Below are 20435 nucleotides of genomic sequence, written 5' to 3'. Positions count from 1 at the left end.
TAATATCGATGCTCTGATATGTACTACCACCCCGTTGCGATCGATTCCGGAAAATTAGCGAAGAATTTTTGAGTAACTTTGCTTTATCTCCCAAAATACAGCAAGGGACTGGCAGCATCAGCAGCTAGTATCAATAGCAACATAAATATTAAGTATTTAATCCTGTTCATAAAAAATTGTTTAACATTACATTATTTGGAAATATGATCAAATTTTTAAACCCTTTGAGTTGAGTCAATTACTTTTCCTATGACAGACCACAGACCAGCGATCGCAACTCCCAAGCACATAAAGTATGAGAGCAGTAGCAAAAAGTTCACAATACCATAAGTGCTATTTTTCACGAAAGTTTACTAAACTAAGTTGAATCATGCCCAAACAGCTCCTCAACTTTGAAGGTAAACATCTAAACATCTAGTGCGTCTGTTCATGTACCATACCCTAATACCAATTCGTAATATCCTGCGGGAAGCCGCACTTCGTGCGTCTATATAATTGAGAAACTTAGATTACATCTGGCTGGGTTTCCACCATCTGTATCTGTAGTCTTATTTTGGAGAATTGATATCACATATGTGCAAAAAAGTCAGTCTTAAGGACGATAAAATTGCGATTAAAAACAAATTTTGAGCAATCTGAGATTGCACGCTTTTTTGCGGCAGTACTGCTTTTCGGTCAAGTGTGGCTACATTTTCTCCAAGGAAAAACGTACTACCGCAAGATTCTGCAACATCTGGTGACTGCTGGGCCAGTTTCTATCTCTCCAGTTCTCCTTGTCAGTGGTTTTGCAGGAATGATTTTTACTATTCAGACGGCGAGGGAATTAGTCCGATTTGGGGCTGTCAATGCTGTGGGAGGTGCTTTCGCCTTAGCTTTTTGTAGAGAATTGGCTCCAATTTTGACCGCTAGTATTATGGCAGGGCAAGTCGGTTCTGCTTTTGCCGCAGAAATAGGTGCAATGCGGGTGACAGAGCAAATTGATGCACTTTATATGCTCAAAACTGATCCAATTGATTATCTAGTACTTCCGAGAGTAATTGCTTGTTGTTTGATGGTGCCTTTGATGACGATTTTGGCTTTAGTTACGGGCATCTTCGGCGGAGTTTTTGCCGCATCACACTTTTACCAAATTATTCCCGAAACATTTTTAGAATCAGTCAGAGATTTTTTAGAACCGTCAGATTTATTTATTATTTTGCTAAAAGGGTTTATTTTTGGAGTGCTGGTTGCTGTCATTGGCTGTAGTTGGGGGTTAACTACTAAGGGGGGAGCAAAGGAAGTAGGAGAATCTGCAACAAAAGCAGTTGTTACTAGTTGGGTCTCAATTTTTATCATGGATTTTTTCCTCTCTCTACTGCTGTTTGAACAGCCTGTATTTTGAACCCAAGCAAGTATTAAATAATTCGTAATTCGTAATTCGTAATTCGTAATTCGTAGAGACGCGATTAATCGCGTCTCTACTTTTGTAACGAACCCGAACAGCGTCTCTAAGAGTTGAGTGCTGTTGTGGGGAGGGTTTTCGAGTCGCATTACTTCGGGGGATTTAGACCTCGCCTAACATACTTGCGGCTTCTCTTGTAGCCGGGGACTTAAACCCGCCGAAGTTTGTTGAAGAACAAGATTTCCGACTTTTTTAAGAAGTCGGAAATCTTTCGGTAAGCAATATCAATTCTGAAGTTTTGGCGCAGCCCACTTGATCACATTAGCGGAGTTTGGGAATATATTAACTTGTAGATTAGCGCACCCAAAGCTAAACCTCCCAATGAAAAGATAGACGCAGTTGAAAAGGCTAGCCCTTCCCTAAGACCCGCTCTTTGAAAGTCTATCCTAACTAATATAGTCGCTGAAATGATGAGTAAGGTATCAAGAAATACCTGAAACCAGGCAATCATAATAAAAAACAAGAAAGCTGCTAAGACGGCAACGCCGAAAGTCCTGATATTTGATTTAAGCAAAATACTGTAGTAATATGTCATCTTCGGCCAAGGAGCAGTCACCGTTACTATTAACAACAAGATAGCAATCACAGTTGCCAGCCATACAAACTGACGAGCATGTGTTTCAGATATTACCCAGCCCAAAGTACTGTAACTAAGCAGCACTAGCGCCAGGGACACCCAAGGAACTCTTTTCAAAATTGACATGGGTTGATATTCCTAGTACAGGGTCAAGGTATTATTCCATTACTGAATATACAGCAGATTTCAAGGAAGGTGAAGTACACAACGATTCGTCTCAAATCTAGGTATAAAGCCTGTTTTACTTCTGAATTCTGACTCCTGAATTCTGAATCCTGAATTCTGAATTCTGACTCCTGAATCCTGAATTCTGAATTCTGACTCCTGAATCCTAAATTCTGACTCCTGAATCCTAAATTCTGACTCCTGAATTCGGAATTCTGAATTCTGAATTCTGAATTCTGCTATATAACTATTGACTAATAGCTAAACAATCATTTTCTGTCCACCAAGCGTAGATGGGTGTATCGCGGTCTGGTAAACCGCCAAAAGTATTAGGTTGCAACACATTGATGCTAATGCCATTTGTTAATTCCACAACATAATTAACGTGTGTGCCCAAATACATAACATTCACAAGCCGTCCTTCAAAACAGTTAGCTGGCAAATTGGGTGGATAAAGTGAAAGCTGTATTTTTTCTGGGCGCACACTCACTACCACCGCTTGTGATAATTCAGTTGGGGTATCTTCAGCGCGGCTAATGACAATTGAAAGTCCCGTTTTTGTCGAAATTTGCACATTCGAGGAGTCTACCGCGACAATTTCACCACTGAATAAATTAGTATCGCCAATAAAATCAGCAACAAAAGCTGTGAGGGGACGTTCGTAAATTTGGCTGGGAGTGCCAACTTGTTCAATTTTGCCTTGGTTCATCACGGCAATGCGATCGCTCAAACATAATGCTTCTTCTTGGTCGTGTGTCACCATCACAAAGGTCACTCCCAAGCCTTTGTGTAAATTTGATAACTCAACCTGCATTTCCTTACGCAGTTTTAAATCTAACGCCCCTAAAGGTTCATCCAGTAATACGACGGTGGGACGGTTGACTAAAGCCCTTGCTAAAGCTACACGTTGCTGTTGACCACCAGAAAGTTGATTGGGAAAGCGCGATCGCAAACTTTCCATTTTCACGAGTTTTAAAGCTTCTTGGACTCTAGCTTCAATTTCCGATTTGGGTATTTTTTTTAACCTCAGTCCAAAGGCGATGTTATCCCAGACATTCAGGTGGTTAAATAAAGCGTAACTTTGAAATACAGTATTGACGGGTCGGCGGTAAGGCGGCACATTAGTCATAGACTGACCCTGAATCAACACCTTGCCAGCGTCAGCGATTTCAAACCCAGCTATTAAGCGCAATGTTGTTGTTTTACCACAACCAGAGGGGCCTAAAATACTAAAAAATTCTCCTTGTCTGACATCCAAATCGATTCCATGTACTGCTGGTTCTTGGTTAAAAAACTTGAAGACGTTACGCAGTTCAACATCAAGTGGCTGAAAAGTTGTTATCCCCCTCTGATTCTGCATGACAATTTGAGCCATAATCCTCAGTAGAATGCCCTGATCTTACGTGATTGTGTCAATTGATCTAGTCTATTGATCTGACTAAATTTGACACTTTGGTTTATTGTATCCGCCAAAAACAATTGTTTAAGAATATACTCACCCGATTCTTTCATACTCATTACTGAGTATTCCCCTACCATAAAAGTATACACTTGTGAGACATTCTTTGATCAAGCTAATATGCGTTAAAATTACATCTTAGCAATTGCTAAAAAGCTAGCTGTGATTGCGTTTATTCATTTTAAATTTTGAATTTTGAATTGTTTATGTTCCCATCATTTGGCAGCAAAAAAGATACACGTACAGTTGGACGTGGTTTTCAATCAATATTTTTAATCGTATTTACCCTATTAATGACGGTTGGTATTGAGGCACGTTTGGCATATTTGCAAATTGTTGAAGGGCCAAAACTCCGCCAAAGAGCCGAGGCGAACCGAATTCGGATGATTCTCAAACAACCAGAACGGGGCAATATTTTTGACCGGAACGGCAAGCTTTTAGCCAGTACTCGCTATCCTAGCTCTGTATATTTGTGGCCAATGGCACATACTAAGCCTTCCTGGTCTGTAGTCGGCCCGCGTCTAGCGCAAATTCTCAACATTCCGCAAGATGAGATGGAAAAGAAATTAGAACAAGCAGGTGCTAATTCTTCTTCACTCATCCGAGTTGCTCGTGATCTAAATGAAGCAGAAATCACGGCATTAAAGGAGTATAAAAATGAACTCCCGGAAGTGGAAATCAATACAGATTCTGTGCGTTATTATCCCCACGGCAAGGAATTGGCGCATGTACTAGGTTATACGCGGGAGTTGACCGCCGACCAGTTAAAAGACAAGAAGGAGTCAGGCTACCGACTGGGAGATGTAATCGGTCAGATGGGGGTGGAAAAGGCTTATGAGAAAACTCTCCGGGGCGAATGGGGCGGTCAGCAGGTGGAAGTAGATGGTGCGGGTAGACCAATCCGGGTTTTGGGAGAGAAACAGGCAAAAGCTGGCAACGATTTACACCTGACCATAGATTTAGATGTGCAACAGGCAGCAGAAAAAGCTTTGGGAAATCAGCGAGGCGCGATCGCGGCAATTGATCCAAAGAATGGTGCGGTTTTAGCAATGGTATCTTACCCCACCTTTGACCCAAATATCTTCTCCAAACAAAAACTCTCCCAGAAAGATTGGGAAAGCGTGCAAGGTAAAGAGCATCCCTTGATCAATCGTGCCTTGAGTGCTTTTCCACCCGCCAGTACTTTCAAAATTGTCACCACAACAGCTGGACTGGAATCAGGTAAATTCTCTCCAGACTCAGTATTACAGACCTTTGGCTCCCTGACTGTTGGGCGGGTGACTTTTGGTGAGTGGAACCACGCCGGATTCGGGCCATTAGGATTTCCCAGAGCGATCGCTATGAGTAGTGATACTTTCTTCTATCAAGTTGGCAGAAAAGTTGGTGGCCCAACTTTAATCGAATGGAGTCGCAAATACGGATTTGGTCAAAAAACTGGCATTGAATTTCCCAACGAAGAATCAAAGGGCTTGGTTCCAGATGAAACATGGAAGCTGAAAGTTTTGAAAACGCCTTGGACTGTCGGCGATACCATTAATATGTCAATTGGTCAAGGTGCTTTGCAAGTGACACCCCTGCAATCGGCGATTATGTTTTCTGTCCCTGCTAATGGCGGGTATCGAGTTCAACCGCATTTACTCAAAGACAACGAAGAAGCAAAAAGTTGGCGCTCATCGTTAAATATGAAGCCGGAAACTATCAAAGTTCTCCGTGAGGGACTGCGGAAGGTGGTGAGTGAGGGTACAGGTAAAAGTTTGAACGTACCGACAATTCCCTCAGCGTCTGGAAAGAGTGGCACTGCTGAAGCTGGTGGTGGTCGCCCAAATCATACTTGGTTTGGTGCTTATGCCCCCAGTAATAAGCCGGAAATTGTGGTTGTGGCCTTTGGGGAAAATACTGGCGAGCATGGCGGTACTATTTGTGGGCCGATGGTTTTACAAGTATTGGAAGCTTATTTTCAACATAAGTATCCAGGTAAGTATAAAAAACCTCAGCCTGAACCATCAGAAGCTAAAACCCCCAATTCAGGACATGTGACTGGAGACTAGTACCGCAAGGCGGAAGTGAAAAGTCAAAATTCAAAAGGAGCCAGTGCGTTGGCGGTGCCGTCGGCTCTGCCTAGTCTTGGGCAACCAACGTGCAGAAAATTGTTTGTATTTTTCAAATAGCGATTCAATAACATCAGAAGTCGCTAAAAATATCTTCTTCAGGACTTACGCAGAAGAGATCCCCCAACCCCCTTAAAAAGGGGGCTTTCAAGTTCCCCCCTTTTTAAGGGGGGTTAGGGGGGATCGAGGTTTCAAGCTTTGATTGCGTAAGTTTTGTTCTTCAATATGAGAACTTTGAGTGACCACGGAATCACAAATATGTTGCTGAAAATTTAATAGTTGACTATCGACTTCAAACTTCAAAACCTAAAATTGTCAGTCTTTGAATTTTCGTGTGTGATTGAATTTTGCAGCAGCACGAACAATTCTATTAGCATCTTTTTCTAAATCTTCCAAAACATCAACAGGAGTATTTATATTTTGAGCGATCGCATATCTTTCCAGCCAAGATAAAGAAGAACTGTTTGATACTAGAACTGATTCTTCGGCATAATCGCTGAGAAAAACAGCTAAACGAGCTGGACATGGTTTTTCGTGAATCTTAGCTAACCTATTTAAAATTGCTTTTTTCTTTTCCAAACTATAATTAGCTTTGCTGGTAGCTGCTCGGAATTGATTCCTGAGTTTACGAATATTTTCAGAAGCAATTCTGCGAACATCTCTATGTTCATCTGAGGCTAGCTGTTGAAGTAAAGTCATAGGTGTATTAGGGTTACTAGCGACACCCCAACGAATTTCATAACTTTTTTCAGTGGCTTGCGATCGCTAAAAAAATTGCTGAATACTACTGTCCAGTTCTTACGGAACTAGTGCTTCAGCCTCCATTAGGGGAGAGGGGGTAAAACTAATGACTCCTGACAAGAGGCTTATTCATTCATCTCCTATTGAACTTCCTGCAACTTCTGTGTACCTTGAATTTCAGGTAATGGTTCCAAGGAAGTAGTTACAGGAGAATAATGGCAGTAGCAAATAACTATTGCTTCAAAATCGCTTATCGGCAGTTCTGAGGAATACTCTTCAACCCTCGTTACTTCCCAATCCCCTACTCTACTGTGAGTACTAGCACCTGGAAACCGAGAATCAACGAACTGTTCAATTTTGTGATATTCTCTTAACCTGTAACCGGGTGTAGGCAAGGCGCGTGAGGAAGAGTCAAAATGTTCAGCAAGGATGTCGGTAAGCGCTCCAGTGTGAGTAAGTGACCTTTTTTCAGCTTCATGTTCCTCAGTCATCTCAGCACGGAAAATGATGTATTTTCGTCCCATCGGTTAATCCTCTATATAGTTCGGGAATTCGGTTTTGCCCTCAAATACACAGTTGTATTTCAGAATTTTGTCTCCAGTTGGTTCTATCCGTAGTAGTTTCCACCCATACTTTACTTCTATCTCGTAGCATTGCCGACGTTCTGTAGCTGCGTGTCGAGAGATTTCTTCTGGAGTTGCACCCTCATTGTCTGGCTTGCTACCCTTGGTCATGCTGCACCCTTGTCGTCAGTTTTGCTGGAGGGTTCATTTTGTCTCAAAAATTCATCGACGATAAAATCAACCAGAATCTCATTCATACTCTTTCTGTGTAAAGCGCTGTTATTGAGGTATCTTAGCGGGTTTCAAATTTCTGGCTTTGTAGAACATTTCCAAACTATTGCGATCGCCTACAAAACGCCAATGCCAAGGCTCATAACTCACACCTTGAAGATTATCTTTAGGAAATGACATTTCAAAGCTGAAACGCGCTGCATTTGCTTGCATCCACTGATAAGCCTTGGTATTGTCAAAGTTAGTTTGGAGATTAGTTGCTGGTACTGCTCCGTCTCCAATATCCACAGCATAACCTGTGTGATGTTCGCTATGACCAGGAGGAGCGCTGAGAGCAGCTCGTTGTGCTGGCGTCTGATTTCGTTGGGCACCGACAGCAAAAAACAACTGCTCTTGGTCTTTGACTGAGCGAAAGCCAGAAATTGGTACTAAAATTACACCTGCACTCCGCGCTGCTGCTACCATCTCCTCAAACTTTTGGGCAGCAGCTTTTCGCATTCTAATGCCCCTATTTGCGGAGATGGTTACTAGTTCTGACTCAGGCGCTTCTGGATATGGAAAATGCCCTAACACAGTATTGACATTACCAGATTCTGTAGTTGGTGTAGGTGTAGAAGTAGTGACCGAGGGTTGAGAATCGGCGGTTTTTTTGGGTGCAGTGAGGAAAAACAAAAAACCGCTAATTAAAGCCAGCAGGACAAATACTGCAACTCCGCCAATCAGCACAATTCGAGTTGGCAACCAAATTTTAGGTGTTGCATCAGGGGTATCGCGTACAGCCACTGGAATATCATCACCAAGGTCATTCGATGAGTTTTGCGGTTTTCCAGAAAACCCAGCCTTATTCAAGGGGAAACTCCTGTTTTTGTGGGATAGCCATAACAGATTTTGTACTGGACAAAAGTAGACGTAACAGCTAGCATTTTACATCTGTGGTTTTTAGGCGCAATCTTGATAAACCTTTTAGAACTATACGTCAAGCTGGGAGGATTAGTCCTGCTAGGTTTTATTGTGGGACGCAAACTACCTGTGACAGTTCCTACACGTTTGGGACAGTTTCTGTTTTGGGTGGGAGTACCCATCAGCATAGTATCGTTTTTGCATCAATCCAGCTTGTCGGGACAAATTTGGATTGCACCTGCGATCGCTTACCTAGCCATTTTACTAGGAGGATTTTTAGCTTGGTTAGCCATTAAAGGACAAGCCTATTTTAAAAATACTGTCCCCAAACAATCGACTCAGGCTAGCTTGATATTAGCAGCAATGCTGGGTAACACCGGTTATCTTGGCTTTCCCATTACTTTAGCAATGGTAGGGAAGGAATACTTTGCTTGGGCGCTATTTTACGATTTGTTAGGTTCATTCCCAGGAACTTATGGCTTGGGTGTGTTACTAGCAGCGCGTTTTGGCGGTGGTGTACATAATCATTGGCAGATTGCTAAGTCCATCTTAATTAATCCTGCCCTGTGGGGTTTCGGATTTGGCTTGCTGTTTCGACAGGCGACAATTCCCACAGTCGCGGAATTCTGGTTAGAGAAATTTGCTTGGAGTGTCGTAACTTTATCTTTGATGTTAATTGGGATGCGACTGGCGCTGCTGAAATCTTGGGGTAGCCTACCACAAGCAGGGATGAGCTTGGGAATCAAAATGCTGCTAGTTCCCTTGATATTGGCCAGTATTTTACCACTGTTTGGATTAACTGGGGCGATCGCAAAAGTCATTGTCTTACAAATGGCCATGCCTCCAGCTTTCGCCACACTGGTAATTGCAGAGACATTCAATCTCGATCGCGATCTGGCGGTAACTGCTTTAGCTGCTGGGGCTATAGTATTGCTGGTGACTCTCCCAGTTTGGCTGTGGCTGTTTTGATTTTGGATTTATGCGGTGTGATGCGATCTCCTCTTTCTTGACGAAAGGCAGCACCCCTCTCGGAATACATTCCCAGTCTTAAGACTGGGAATGAGGCAGCACAAACCTTTGGGATTTTCTTAGTGCCATTCAATTCTTACACTTTAGATGCGTTTGCCCTAGATTTTCTTTGGCTTCCTTGAGAAGAATGCAACTCTATTGCTGCTGAGTGCTACACCCAACATCCCAACTAGCAGGGTTCCCAAAACAGTTGTTGGTTCAGGAACCGCAGATGCTTTAATCAGATTCGTACTGGAGTCGAGTAATTGAGCATTATCTGCTGTAATATTTCGGTAAAGATAATAGGTCGCTCCCGGAGAGATAAAGATACCGCCGGGAGCCTCAACATTGCTGATAAAAACATCACCAATACCAGTACCAGTGCCTAGATCAAAAGCCCCAAACAAATTGCCTGTAGTCGTGTTAAAGTTAAAATTTAAAAACTGATTGCTTGAGACACCATTAACAACCTCGTTTTTAGTACCAATCAACTCGTGTGATGGATTGAAAAAAGAAACAGATAGTGACTGCAAGGCTTTTGTAGATCCCGCACCACTTTCGGAAATTATGGCTGGGGTAGTGGTTTCATCGTAGCTGAACGAGCCATCAGCCGAATAACCAGCATCACCCTTCCAGTTAAATGTTAAATCAGCAGCTTGAGCTAGATTAGTAGAACTAATGATGGAAGTCGCACAGAGTGCGAAACTGGCCGCTACCTGCGCTGCGGCTAGGGCGAAAAAGCTTTTCATTGATTAAATAGTCTCCTATTGACAAATTAGTACAAGTCGGTATACTTGTGTGCCACGGTAGTAAGAGGATGTTTGAAAAGTATTTTTCGTAACACCAAAGCCTCCGAAACCTAACGCACTGGGACCCCCTTCCCTACGAGGGAATGGGGGTTTCAAAGCCTCTCTCCGCTTCGGGGAGAGGTTTGGAGAGGGGTTTATAGTATACTTTACGACTTTTCAAACAACCTCTAAGAGCCGAATTTCTGATCAAGAAATCAAAAACTGCCAAAATCGTAGATTTGATCAAAATTGCAGCAGTAAAAGAACATAATCTTTTCGTCAATAGATTTTATACCAGAATAGTTCACAAATTATCAAAAAATACTAAGTTAGTAAAATCTAATTTTACAAGGACATTAAAGCGCCAAAAAGTAGTCTAAGCAAGAGATGTAGCCGTTAATTAGATTGCCTTTAATGTTTATAAACTTATTAGAGCGTGGCGAAGGAATTGACGCATATCAGTTAAACTTCTACTGGATGCTGCCCATAATATGGCAAAGCCTCTGACCAATTAGGACACTTGCCCTCTTGCCAATCGAGATTAGCAAGTTCCAAAATACTTGTCACCGTTGCTGCTAACCCAGATTGGGCTTGAATCAGCTGATAATTAGTGTTCCAATTCACTAAAGTTTCCTGCCATGCTTCTGGTGTCAACACTCTATCTGACAAACACACTCTTAGCTTAGAAGCATCTGGCTCAAACTGATAAATAGCAGCAAAAATTTGACCTCGTTGTGCTGGCATTTCCACAGCGATAGTTTTGGGATTTTGACTTTTGCCTGCTTCTGACCAAGCTACCGCCGCTAAAGTTGAAATCGCAAAGACAGGAATATCTAATTGTTGCCCCAAAGTCCGAGCAGTAACAACACCAATCCGAGTTCCGGTAAAGCCGCCAGGGCCTTTTGCAACTGCGATAAAGGACAAATCTGCCCAAGTTTGCGGTTTGATAAATTCAATTAAATATTGATGTATTAAGCTAGATAAATCACGCCCCAAATTCCAAACTTGAGAGCGAGTCTCGCCTGCAAAATTACTAATTGCCAAACCCAATTCGGGAGTGGTGGTGTGTAGTGCCAAGGCGTATTTATTTATTGCAATGTCTTCTAGTTTCGTTGTCAAAGTTACTTAAAATATCTATTTTTATAGAGTTAACGTGATTTATTTAAGCATATAACATAGTGGTTCTCGGTTGAGTAGGTACTGAACCCCACCCCCAACCCCCTCCCCGCTTGCGAGGAGGTGGCTAAGAGACTACACTTCTTTTGTTGTGCTATGCATAGAAGTCTCAGGGGAAACACACTTAATTTTAAGATTTTTAAATGTTTTGCTGCTTTAGCAAAATTAGAAGGCGATCGCAAAAGTCATCGTACTACAAATGGCTATGCCTCCAGCTTTCGCCACACTGGTAATTGCAGAGACATTCAACCTCGATCGCGATCTGGCTGTTACTGCCTTAGCTGCTGGGGCTATAGTATTGCTGTTTACTCTCCCAGTTTGGCTGTGGCTGTTTTGATTTGGGATTTATGCACTGTGATGCGATCGCAATAGACCCCAATGAAAAAAACGGCGTTACAAGACGCGATCGGTGAGCAAATTACTTCTAGTGGTGTCTCCAGTCTCAAGTTAGTTTTGCTAGCGTAGTAATATAGAGTTTATCGCTCCCCAGCAAGCGCCTGGAAGCAAAAGGATTAATATGGCTCATTTAAATCAGCGTCGTCCCCAAAATGTCAACGGCGATTTTTATGTAGATACTACCTGTATTGATTGTGATACCTGTCGCTGGATGGCTCCTGAAGTATTTTATGATGTTGATGACCAATCGGCTGTTTATCATCAACCATCGAATGAGGCGGAAAGATTAGCAGCGCTTGAAGCACTTTTAGCTTGTCCTACTAGTTCTATTGGCACAGTTGAGAAACCCAAAGATATCAAAGTTGCTCAACAAAAGTTTCCAATATTAGTAGCGGAAAATGTTTACCACTGCGGCTATCATTCTGAAAAATCTTACGGTGCTGCTAGTTATTTAATTAAACTTCCAGAAGGTAACATTTTGGTGGATTCCCCCCGGTTTACGCCGCCTTTAGTAAAGCGTTTAGAAGAACTGGGACCAATTCGTTATATGTACCTAACTCATAAGGATGATGTAGCAGATCATCAAAAGTTTGCCGAGCATTTTCAGTGCGATCGCATCCTCCACATCGATGATATTTCTGCGGATACTCGCAATGTGGAAATACAGCTAACTGGTTCTGAACCATTTACTTTGACTCCAGATTTATTAATTATCCCAGTTCCTGGTCACACCAAAGGACAAACTGTTCTACTTTATAAAAATAAATTTATGTTCACTGGCGACCATCTTGCTTGGTCAGAAAGCTTGCATCAACTGGCTGCATTCCACGGTGCCTGCTGGTATTCTTGGTCAGAACAGACTAAATCAATGCGGAACTTGGCTAATTACTCTTTTGAGTGGGTGCTACCAGGTCATGGACGAAGGTTTCATGCTGATAAAGAAACCATGCGTCAGCAGATGCACAAGTGTATTGAGTTGATGGAATCTTTGAATTGACATTAAAATAATTCGTAATTCGTAATTCGTAATTAAATAACTGACTTTTCATCTGATATGAAAAGTCCACGAAAAACCTAACCCCCTAACCCCCTTCCCAACGCGGGAAGGGGGAAAATTCAAAGTCTCTCTCCTTTTAGGAGAGAGATTTAGAGAGAGGTCAGACTATATTGCATACAAACGAGCGTAGGCGTAGCCCGTCGTAGACATCGCTATAATCTGGGTTTTACCACCCTTTTAACCAAACACGGATTATGAAAAAGCTGATCAACAAGCCAGAAGACTTTGTGCGGGAAAGTCTAGAAGGTATGGCGGTGGCTCATTCCGATTTAATTAAACTAAATTATGATCCCACTTTTGTCTATCGAGCCGATGCACCTATACAGGGTAAAGTAGCAATTATTTCTGGTGGTGGCAGTGGACATGAACCAATGCACGCTGGCTTCGTGGGCAGAGGAATGCTTGATGCCGCTTGTCCTGGCGAGGTTTTCACTTCACCTACTCCTGACCAAATGCTAGCAGCTGCCAAGCAAGTAAATGGAGGTTCTGGTATCCTTTATATCGTCAAAAATTACAGTGGCGATGTCATGAACTTTGAAATGGCGACGGAGTTAGCCCGTGGTGAAGGCATTCGATCGCTAAATATTTTGATTGATGACGATGTGGCTGTGAAAGATAGCCTTTATACCCAAGGACGCCGGGGTGTGGGAACAACAATACTGGCGGAAAAAATTTGTGGCGCCGCCGCAGAGATGGGGTATGATTTGCCACAAATAGCAAATTTATGTCGTCGAGTAAATCTGAATGGGCGGAGTATGGGAATTGCTCTAACATCTTGTACAGTCCCCGCTAATGGAACCCCGACATTTGAATTGAGCGATCGCGAAATTGAATTAGGTATCGGTATTCACGGTGAACCAGGAATAGAACGCACAGCCCTAAAATCAGTAGATGAGATCACTGAAATTTTGACGCGATCGCTTATTGAGGATACAGCATACAGCCGCATACTACGCGAGTGGGATGAAGACAAAGGAGAATGGGCAGACGTAGAACTGATAAATCTCCCATTTGCAAAAGGCGATCGCCTGTTAGCTTTTGTCAATAGTATGGGTGGAACTCCGATTTCCGAACTGTATATTGTTTACCGCAAACTCGCCCAAATTTGCGAACAGCAAGGATTACAAATTGTGCGAAACTTGATTGGGCCTTATATTACATCTCTAGAAATGCAAGGTTGCTCCATTACCCTGCTGAAATTAGATGATGAGATGATCCGGTTATGGGATGCACCAGTAAAAACACCAAGTTGGCGCTGGGGAATTTCTTAATTACGAATTACGAATTACGAATTACGAATTACGAATTACGAATTATGTTGAGTCAGGCGCAGATATTACAATGGTTGCAGGCTTATGCAACGGAGATAGAGCAAAACAAAGCATATTTGACAGAATTAGATGCTGCGATCGGAGATGCAGATCACGGGATCAATATGGATCGGGGCTTTAAAAAGGCGATCGCTCAGTTACCAACTTTTGCAGACAAGGACATCGGCAACATTTTCAAAGCCGTGAGTATGACCTTGATTTCTTCTATTGGCGGTGCTAGTGGCCCTCTTTATGGCACCTGGTTTTTGCGAGCAAGTACAGCAGTAGTTGGTAAGCAAGAATTAACAGAACAAGATGTTTTAGGAATACTCCAAGCAGGCTTAGACGGGGTACTGCAACGTGGCAAAGCGCAACTAGGAGATAAAACAATGGTAGATGTGCTATCTCCGGCTGTAGCCGCTTTTAGGCAAGCTGTAGGAGAAAGCAAGGGAACCCTGGAAGCTCTGCAACAAGCTGTAGCAGCAGCCCAAATAGGCTTGCAGGAAACTATACCGATGCAGGCGAAAAAGGGACGCGCTAGCTACCTGGGAGAACGGAGTATCGGACATCAAGATCCCGGAGGGACTTCTGCTTATTTGATGTTGAAAAGTTTGTTACGGGTGTTAGAAAGCTCTAATACCATTTCTTTGTGAGGCTGCGCCAAACCCTTTTAACTTCTTTCTTTCTTTGTGTCCTTTGCGTCCTTTGCGGTTCGTTTTTCTTTCTTATACTTAAATATGCTTTAGCGCATCTTCATACAGAATTGGTATAAGTAATATCAAGCTTTATTTTTACGAGTGTGATGCGTAATTTTGTTAAATACGCCCATCATGCTCTCCGAGGAATATTTAGGTTTCCATTTATAGTATTCCCATAAAATTTCGTAGAATCATCATGATCGGACGACGATTTTTTGAAGTTGGCTTTCCAAACTTATCTGATTTGATTAACAACAGATATACTCTGGATGCGCCATTTACCCCCTTGTCGAATTAAATCATACCGAACTCGCAAATTATCGTTAGAAGAGTTTTGAAACTGACCATTTTCATATAACTGCGACCCTTCCTTAACCGTAGCTTCCACTGCGGCACGATCTGCAAATAAATCAATTTTCTCTACAGATTCCACCTTCAGGCTATGGTCATACTTGCGGTAGAGATTGTCTGACCTATACTGTTGAGCAGTTTGCCGCAATTGAGACAAAGCTGAACCAGTTAAAATCTGCTCTAAATTATTAATCTGATGATTCGGCCCGAAAGCTGCGGCTTTGGTAGATAGCCAAGTCCGAATGACTTCCTCTGCCGTTGCATCTGTTAAAGGACTATCTGATGATTGTGGTTTCTTGTTTGGATCAGGAGGAATAGATATTGGTGGTTGATTTATCTGTACAAACAACTGTGAAACGGGCGGAGTTCGTGTAGGGAAAAACAAATTTTTTAACCATCCAAAAGTTGTTGTAACTAACACCCAGAAAACTAATATACTCACCAAAGAAATAAACACCCTCCAAACCACCCGTGTTTTCCCTTCGATGGTGTTAGCAAAAGTTCGTCGCCGCCGGGGACGACGAGCATGAGGACGATTATCTGGTACACGCTCTCGGCTAGCAGATGGAGTCGGTTTTCTCCGCCGACGCTTTTGGTTATGAGCGGGTGCAGCAGTCTTTCCTGAACCGTTCAAATGGTTATTAGTGCCTCTGCTCATCCGTTCGGCAGTAGGAACATCTGATTTTACACTCCCCGATGAATTCCACATGGGTGATAACAAGTTTGAATATTCGGGTGTTTCTTTTGTTGGTGTTTCTGGCAAATCTAGATCAGGTGTTCTGCTGTGATTAAATTGTCCAGAAGTCTTAGTTGAATTGTTGTGGAAACGAGGATTATTTGTCTGCGGCTGAGGAAAATGTTGGGGGTTAATTACAGCCCATTCATTAGTTGTTTCGGCATCCGTTGGCAGTGCTTCTAAATAAGCTTGCACCTGTTGGTTAGCAAAGTAATCTTTTAGGAAAGCTTGCTGGTTTGCTAAATCTCGAAAATGTGGAAATACTTCGTGTTGCAACCACTGTTCTGCATATAGACACAGCCCCGGTAACAAATCTGGAGAGTCTTGAGATTTTTCCCGAATAAAAGCTAAAGCTTCGTACTCCTGACTAAGTTCTAAAACACGAGTTGCTTCTTGGGTTTGTCCCAAGAGTAACGCACATAGCGACTGTTCTAAATGTACATCTTGGCGCTTGCCCAGACGCATGAGCATTTGTCTTGCTTGACGAATTAAAGCCGGTTGCCGTTGAGCAAATCCCCGTGCTATCAAGGCATAAACAGCTAAGTAAGTGGCAACAGCAGAAGGACGTTTGCTTTGGGCTTCAAATAACTTGTGCTGCTCTGTGACCGTTAAGTGGTTGCGTAATTGCTGGATAAATCGTAGAAAGTCATCTATATTTAAACCAGAGTCATCATTGTTCGTGCCATCAATCCCACCACGATCTTCTAAGAGGTTTTGTAATAATTCCAAACCTTGGCGTCGTTCGGAAGTCTTCTCTTGAGGTAGTGCCAGCAACTCCAAAATTCGATATGGTCGCAATTTGTAAAGATCCGCCTGAATTTCCGCCTGGACACTGGAGAACAACCCTTCGCGGGCTAGCAGTTCTTGACCAGTTTCTAGGGATATGGCGGCATTTTCATAGTGACCTTGCTGCCACTGTTCACGACCTAATTCTAGACAAGCAAGGGCTACAGTGAGAACAACATTTGGATGTTCAGCACTTTCGTCTATTTCTTCGTCTACTAAATTATGGCCTTTTCTTGCACTTGCACTATTTTTATTTACTAGGTAGGGACGACCCAGTTTTAGTACAAGTTCGTATTCCCCCAACTCTTGCAAAATTAATAAAGCGCCAACTAATTCGTCTTGGGTAATTTCGATGCCCAGACTCTGGGTACCAGTACCCCTTTTGGTGCTTTCGGTGCGATTTTCCAGTGCTACTGCGGCAGCAGCAAGGTTATCAGGGTCATAAGCGTGGGCAAGATAAAGCTGATCGTAGGTACTGCGTTGTTTTGGATCTGATAAAACCACGTAAGCTTCTTCTATGAGTTGTTTACGAGAAGAAATTGCAGCCTGAGAATACTCACGTCGTGGCAATTGGACAATGCGATCGCTGTATGCCTGTCGCAATTGTTCATCACTTGCCGCTAACGGGAGTCCTAAAATTCGGTAGTAATCTAGCGGAATTCGCACAGCCTACTTCCCCTGCACCGTGATCAACATAATTTACCTAGAGCTTTCCAGGCGTGTAAAACCGTGCCATAAGAACGCAGTGTAGAATTTACTCTATAAGTGTATATTGCAACAACTTGTTTTGTACCTTTCCGAAATTTTGAGTCACATTCTAGTACTAATTTTTTGCTTTCGCCTAGAAAGCTCCAGCTTTTTGTCTTAATTCTTAGTATTTTTGTTTAACACAACTATTATCAGCCTTCGATAGCACAAACCACAACCACAGCTTTTAGTGAGGACATAAATGTTGTGGTTGCAAGAATCTATTGATGATTGATTTTTTCAGGACTTTCCCAGTAGGCGGTAACAAAAATACCACTATTGGGGGTTTGACCCTGATAACGGGAGAAAAAAATCTTATCATAATTAACCTTTAATTACAATTACCTATTTGGGTATAGAGATTTTTGCGTCCTTTTTTTTAAATTGTTAATGGATATGCAGAAAGCAGTCCATGTTGATTGCTAGTCTATGAAGGGGAATCGTGAGAGAAAAAACCCAAAACGGTAGATGTTGCCGTTAGAGTCAAATCCTCGCGGGGCATGGGCTGAAAAGTTAAAAATCAAAAATTAAAAATTCAGCTATTCCCTAAGACCCTTTTTTGGTGCATAAATAAAGTTTGATTGTTGAGTCTCACAAACGCTAGCCTGTTAAAAGCTGAGGTGTTATCAGACCAATTTATTAAAGACCGTAACTTTAAGTTGTACAACACGGATACTCAAAAATAATGGTTCAAGAGCGTACTTTACCCACATTTAATCCTGCTACTACGCATATCACTAAGGAAGAAGCCTTACGGTTTTATGAGGATATGGTATTAGGGCGCTTGTTTGAAGACAAGTGCGCTGAAATGTACTACAGGGGCAAAATGTTTGGTTTTGTCCATTTGTACAACGGTCAAGAAGCCGTTTGCAGTGGTGTTGTGCAGTCAATGCGACCGGGTGAAGATTACGTTTGTAGTACCTACCGCGACCACGTTCATGCTCTGAGTGCGGGTGTACCAGCAAACGAGGTCATGGCAGAATTATTTGGCAAGGCCACAGGTTGCAGCAAAGGGCGCGGTGGTTCGATGCATATTTTTTCTGCTGAACATCGCATGCTAGGTGGCTATGCTTTTGTGGCTGAGGGAATTCCTGTGGCAGCTGGAGCGGCTTTTCAAAGCAAATACCGCCGCGAAGTCCTGGGAGATAAAAATGCTGACCAAGTGACAGCTTGCTTTTTTGGCGACGGTGCAGCTAACAACGGTCAGTTTTTCGAGACGCTAAATATGGCAGCCCTATGGAAACTGCCAATTCTGTTTGTAGTCGAAAATAATAAGTGGGCCATTGGGATGTCTCACGAGCGAGCGACTTCCCAGCCAGAGATTTATAAAAAAGCCAGTGTATTTAACATGGTGGGCGTGGAAGTAGATGGCATGGATGTGCTAGCAGTACGAGCGGTAGCCCAAGAAGCTGTAGCCCGTGCCCGTGCAGGTGAAGGCCCAACATTAATTGAAGCACTTACTTACCGCTTCCGGGGTCACTCCTTAGCAGACCCAGATGAGATGCGAAGCAAAGCTGAGAAAGAATTTTGGTTTGCTCGTGACCCAATTAAGAAGTTTGCAGCTTATTTGCTGGAGCAAAATTTGGCGGATGAGGAAGAACTCAAAGCAATTGATCGTAAAATTCAAGGTGTAATCGACGAGGCGGTTAAATTCGCCGAAAACAGTCCCGAACCAGACCCCAGCGAGTTATATCGTTTTGTTTTTGCAGAAGACGAGTAATAAAGTTAGGAGTTAGGAGTTAACAATTCATAACTCCTAACTCACAACTCCTAACTCACATCTTGCACCTAGCCCAGGCGATTAGAAATCGCACGCCAGTTGCTCATGGGGGAAACCCCCAAGAGCGCACTGGCTTGGCTATACAAACGAAGTCCACCTCCGTGGACTAAGAGAAAATCAAAGGTTTTTAACCCACGGAGGTGGGTAAAGTCTCGTGTAGCCGCGACTTGCAGTCGCCTGATGCAAGATATAAGCTAAGGGACTTCCAAATAAAAAAATACTCAACAACTTCTTGTGGGGTAGGCGTCTCGCCATTGGTGTAAACTTAAGCCAAAACCCTTTTAAAACCTCGTTTCCAGCCTCTTGCTGGAAATGCTCTTCAATTGCGGCTCTGCCGCAAGTCTTGAGGCGGAGCCTCTCGGAATGCATTCCCAGTCGGAGACTGGGAACGAGGCAATCTCTAAATGCTGCTTCTAGACTAACTTTCACCTGAAGTTGACACCAATGACTTTTCAGCCCACCCCACAAGATTGGATAATTTATTTGTTGTCAGTCCCTAACTCCTAACTATCTTTAAACTCAGGACTAAAATTTGTGTTTACCATTGCAGTTCAACAGCAACAGTACAAGACCTACATTCTTTCTGACGAAGCCGCTAGTTCTCAACTGGAAGTCGTACCCGAACGCGGTGGTATCATCACCCGTTGGCGGATTCAAGGGCAAGAAATTTTCTACCTGGACACTGAACGCTTTACTCACCCTGATTTGAGTGTCAGAGGTGGGAATCCGATTTTGTTTCCTATTTGTGGCAATCTACCAGATAATATTTATACTCACAACGGTCAGAGGTATACTCTCAAACAACACGGTTTTGCCCGTGAATTACCTTGGGAAGCAACAGAACAAAAAACTGAAGATAAAGCTAGTCTGACTGTTGTCCTCAATAGCAATGAGCAAACAAAGGCAGTTTATCCTTTTGATTTTCAACTGGCTTTCACCTACGAACTCCAAGGTAATAGCTTAGAAGTTCATCAGGTGTATAAAAACTTGTCATCCATACCAATGCCATTTTCGGCTGGTTTCCATCCCTATTTTCTGTGTGGTGATAAAACTCAGTTAGAGGTTAATATTCCCTCTGGGCAGTATCAAGACAATAGAACTAAGGAAATTCACTCCTCTAACGGCAATTTTGACTTTAGCCAAGATGAAATTGATTTTGCATTTGGACAGCTAACTAGTCAATCTGCGGGTGTAATCGATAACAGCCGCAAGTTAAAGCTTCACCTAGACTATGATGATTTTTCTACCTGGCTGGTGTTTTGGACAGTCAAGGGCAAAGAATTCTACTGTTTAGAGCCTTGGAGCGCTACCCGTAACTCCCTGAACACTGGTGAAAATCTGACTGTATTAGCGCCTGGAGCTAGCTATTCGGCATCTATCAAGTTAACGGCAGATTTTTTCTAAACTTCTTTACAAA

Annotated in this window: 17 protein-coding genes and 1 pseudogene; 9 read left to right on the top strand and 9 right to left on the bottom strand. The window is 42.7% G+C overall.

Going from position 1 to position 20435, the window contains the following annotated elements; all coding sequences use genetic code 11:
• The first annotated feature begins 607 nt into the window (after window positions 1-607).
• Complete coding sequence (locus tag V7K27_RS33935; protein ID WP_334953139.1) at window positions 608-1381, top strand: MlaE family ABC transporter permease; 774 nt, start codon at window positions 608-610, stop codon at window positions 1379-1381.
• Window positions 1382-1697: 316 nt separating this feature from the next.
• On the opposite strand, the gene V7K27_RS33930 is transcribed toward V7K27_RS33935, so the two are convergent.
• Both V7K27_RS33930 and V7K27_RS33925 read right to left on the bottom strand, forming a co-directional pair.
• Window positions 1698-2144, bottom strand: a complete 447-nt coding sequence (locus V7K27_RS33930) for a hypothetical protein (RefSeq protein ID WP_334953137.1) — start codon at window positions 2142-2144, stop codon at window positions 1698-1700.
• Window positions 2145-2430: 286 nt separating this feature from the next.
• Entirely contained in the window at window positions 2431-3558 is a 1128-nt protein-coding gene (locus V7K27_RS33925) for an ABC transporter ATP-binding protein (RefSeq protein ID WP_334953135.1), read from the bottom strand.
• A gap of 290 nt (window positions 3559-3848) precedes the next feature.
• On the opposite strand from V7K27_RS33925, the gene mrdA reads away from it, so the two are divergent.
• Window positions 3849-5690, top strand: a complete 1842-nt coding sequence (mrdA, locus tag V7K27_RS33920; RefSeq protein ID WP_334953134.1) for a penicillin-binding protein 2 — start codon at window positions 3849-3851, stop codon at window positions 5688-5690.
• 375 nt (window positions 5691-6065) lie between these two features.
• On the opposite strand, the gene V7K27_RS33915 is transcribed toward mrdA, so the two are convergent.
• The 4 genes from V7K27_RS33915 to V7K27_RS33900 form a co-directional block, all read right to left on the bottom strand.
• The gene (locus tag V7K27_RS33915; protein ID WP_334953132.1) at window positions 6066-6449 is read right to left on the bottom strand and encodes a hypothetical protein; all 384 of its coding nucleotides are present in this window, start codon (window positions 6447-6449) and stop codon (window positions 6066-6068) included.
• Window positions 6450-6631: 182 nt separating this feature from the next.
• Window positions 6632-7015, bottom strand: a complete 384-nt coding sequence (locus V7K27_RS33910; protein ID WP_334953131.1) for a hypothetical protein — start codon at window positions 7013-7015, stop codon at window positions 6632-6634.
• Between the two features lie 3 nt (window positions 7016-7018).
• A complete protein-coding gene (locus V7K27_RS33905; protein WP_334953129.1) occupies window positions 7019-7225 on the bottom strand; it encodes a hypothetical protein in 207 nt (68 codons plus the stop codon).
• 108 nt (window positions 7226-7333) lie between these two features.
• Window positions 7334-8134 (bottom strand): M15 family metallopeptidase, encoded by an 801-nt coding sequence (locus V7K27_RS33900; protein ID WP_334953127.1) that lies wholly within the window; start codon window positions 8132-8134, stop codon window positions 7334-7336.
• 102 nt (window positions 8135-8236) lie between these two features.
• Here V7K27_RS33900 and V7K27_RS33895 point away from each other — a divergent pair, with 102 nt between their 5' ends.
• The gene (locus V7K27_RS33895; protein ID WP_334953245.1) at window positions 8237-9154 is read left to right on the top strand and encodes an AEC family transporter; all 918 of its coding nucleotides are present in this window, start codon (window positions 8237-8239) and stop codon (window positions 9152-9154) included.
• A gap of 158 nt (window positions 9155-9312) precedes the next feature.
• Here V7K27_RS33895 and V7K27_RS33890 read toward each other — a convergent pair whose 3' ends face one another.
• Window positions 9313-9942, bottom strand: a complete 630-nt coding sequence (locus tag V7K27_RS33890) for a PEP-CTERM sorting domain-containing protein (RefSeq protein WP_334953126.1) — start codon at window positions 9940-9942, stop codon at window positions 9313-9315.
• A gap of 501 nt (window positions 9943-10443) precedes the next feature.
• Entirely contained in the window at window positions 10444-11100 is a 657-nt protein-coding gene (gene tsaB / locus V7K27_RS33885) for a tRNA (adenosine(37)-N6)-threonylcarbamoyltransferase complex dimerization subunit type 1 TsaB (RefSeq protein WP_334953123.1), read from the bottom strand.
• Between the two features lie 235 nt (window positions 11101-11335).
• Between tsaB and V7K27_RS33880 the strand changes: the two are divergent.
• From V7K27_RS33880 to dhaL, 4 genes and pseudogenes are all read left to right on the top strand, one after another.
• Window positions 11336-11494, top strand: a pseudogene (locus V7K27_RS33880) (AEC family transporter); the annotation flags it as partial.
• A 180-nt stretch (window positions 11495-11674) separates the two neighbouring features.
• Window positions 11675-12550: an MBL fold metallo-hydrolase gene (locus V7K27_RS33875; protein WP_334953121.1), complete on the top strand. Its 876-nt coding sequence runs from the start codon at window positions 11675-11677 to the stop codon at window positions 12548-12550.
• Window positions 12551-12804: 254 nt separating this feature from the next.
• Window positions 12805-13881, top strand: a complete 1077-nt coding sequence (gene dhaK / locus V7K27_RS33870) for a dihydroxyacetone kinase subunit DhaK (protein WP_334953119.1) — start codon at window positions 12805-12807, stop codon at window positions 13879-13881.
• Between the two features lie 44 nt (window positions 13882-13925).
• Window positions 13926-14573, top strand: a complete 648-nt coding sequence (dhaL, locus tag V7K27_RS33865) for a dihydroxyacetone kinase subunit DhaL (protein ID WP_334953118.1) — start codon at window positions 13926-13928, stop codon at window positions 14571-14573.
• A gap of 280 nt (window positions 14574-14853) precedes the next feature.
• Here dhaL and V7K27_RS33860 read toward each other — a convergent pair whose 3' ends face one another.
• Window positions 14854-17157, bottom strand: a complete 2304-nt coding sequence (locus tag V7K27_RS33860; protein ID WP_334953117.1) for an IMS domain-containing protein — start codon at window positions 17155-17157, stop codon at window positions 14854-14856.
• 766 nt (window positions 17158-17923) lie between these two features.
• On the opposite strand from V7K27_RS33860, the gene pdhA reads away from it, so the two are divergent.
• Window positions 17924-18958: a pyruvate dehydrogenase (acetyl-transferring) E1 component subunit alpha gene (gene pdhA, locus V7K27_RS33855; protein WP_334953116.1), complete on the top strand. Its 1035-nt coding sequence runs from the start codon at window positions 17924-17926 to the stop codon at window positions 18956-18958.
• 594 nt (window positions 18959-19552) lie between these two features.
• Complete coding sequence (locus V7K27_RS33850) at window positions 19553-20422, top strand: aldose epimerase family protein (RefSeq protein ID WP_334953115.1); 870 nt, start codon at window positions 19553-19555, stop codon at window positions 20420-20422.
• Window positions 20423-20435: the final 13 nt, after the last annotated feature.

It is taken from the genome of Nostoc sp. (assembly GCF_036919575.1).
In the GTDB taxonomy this organism is placed as follows: Bacteria; Cyanobacteriota; Cyanobacteriia; order Cyanobacteriales; family Nostocaceae; genus Nostoc.
This window is presented reverse-complemented; position numbering and strand designations above follow the sequence as displayed.

Coding starts and splice junctions, on each gene's coding strand:
- dhaK (WP_334953119.1), top strand. CDS start 12,805: ATGAAAAAGCTGATCAACAAGCCAGAAGACTTTGTGCGGGAAAGTCTA.
- V7K27_RS33905 (WP_334953129.1), bottom strand. CDS start 7,225: ATGACCAAGGGTAGCAAGCCAGACAATGAGGGTGCAACTCCAGAAGAA.
- V7K27_RS33925 (WP_334953135.1), bottom strand. CDS start 3,558: ATGGCTCAAATTGTCATGCAGAATCAGAGGGGGATAACAACTTTTCAG.
- V7K27_RS33875 (WP_334953121.1), top strand. CDS start 11,675: ATGGCTCATTTAAATCAGCGTCGTCCCCAAAATGTCAACGGCGATTTT.
- V7K27_RS33890 (WP_334953126.1), bottom strand. CDS start 9,942: ATGAAAAGCTTTTTCGCCCTAGCCGCAGCGCAGGTAGCGGCCAGTTTC.
- V7K27_RS33910 (WP_334953131.1), bottom strand. CDS start 7,015: ATGGGACGAAAATACATCATTTTCCGTGCTGAGATGACTGAGGAACAT.
- dhaL (WP_334953118.1), top strand. CDS start 13,926: ATGTTGAGTCAGGCGCAGATATTACAATGGTTGCAGGCTTATGCAACG.
- pdhA (WP_334953116.1), top strand. CDS start 17,924: ATGGTTCAAGAGCGTACTTTACCCACATTTAATCCTGCTACTACGCAT.
- V7K27_RS33915 (WP_334953132.1), bottom strand. CDS start 6,449: ATGACTTTACTTCAACAGCTAGCCTCAGATGAACATAGAGATGTTCGC.
- V7K27_RS33930 (WP_334953137.1), bottom strand. CDS start 2,144: ATGTCAATTTTGAAAAGAGTTCCTTGGGTGTCCCTGGCGCTAGTGCTG.
- mrdA (WP_334953134.1), top strand. CDS start 3,849: ATGTTCCCATCATTTGGCAGCAAAAAAGATACACGTACAGTTGGACGT.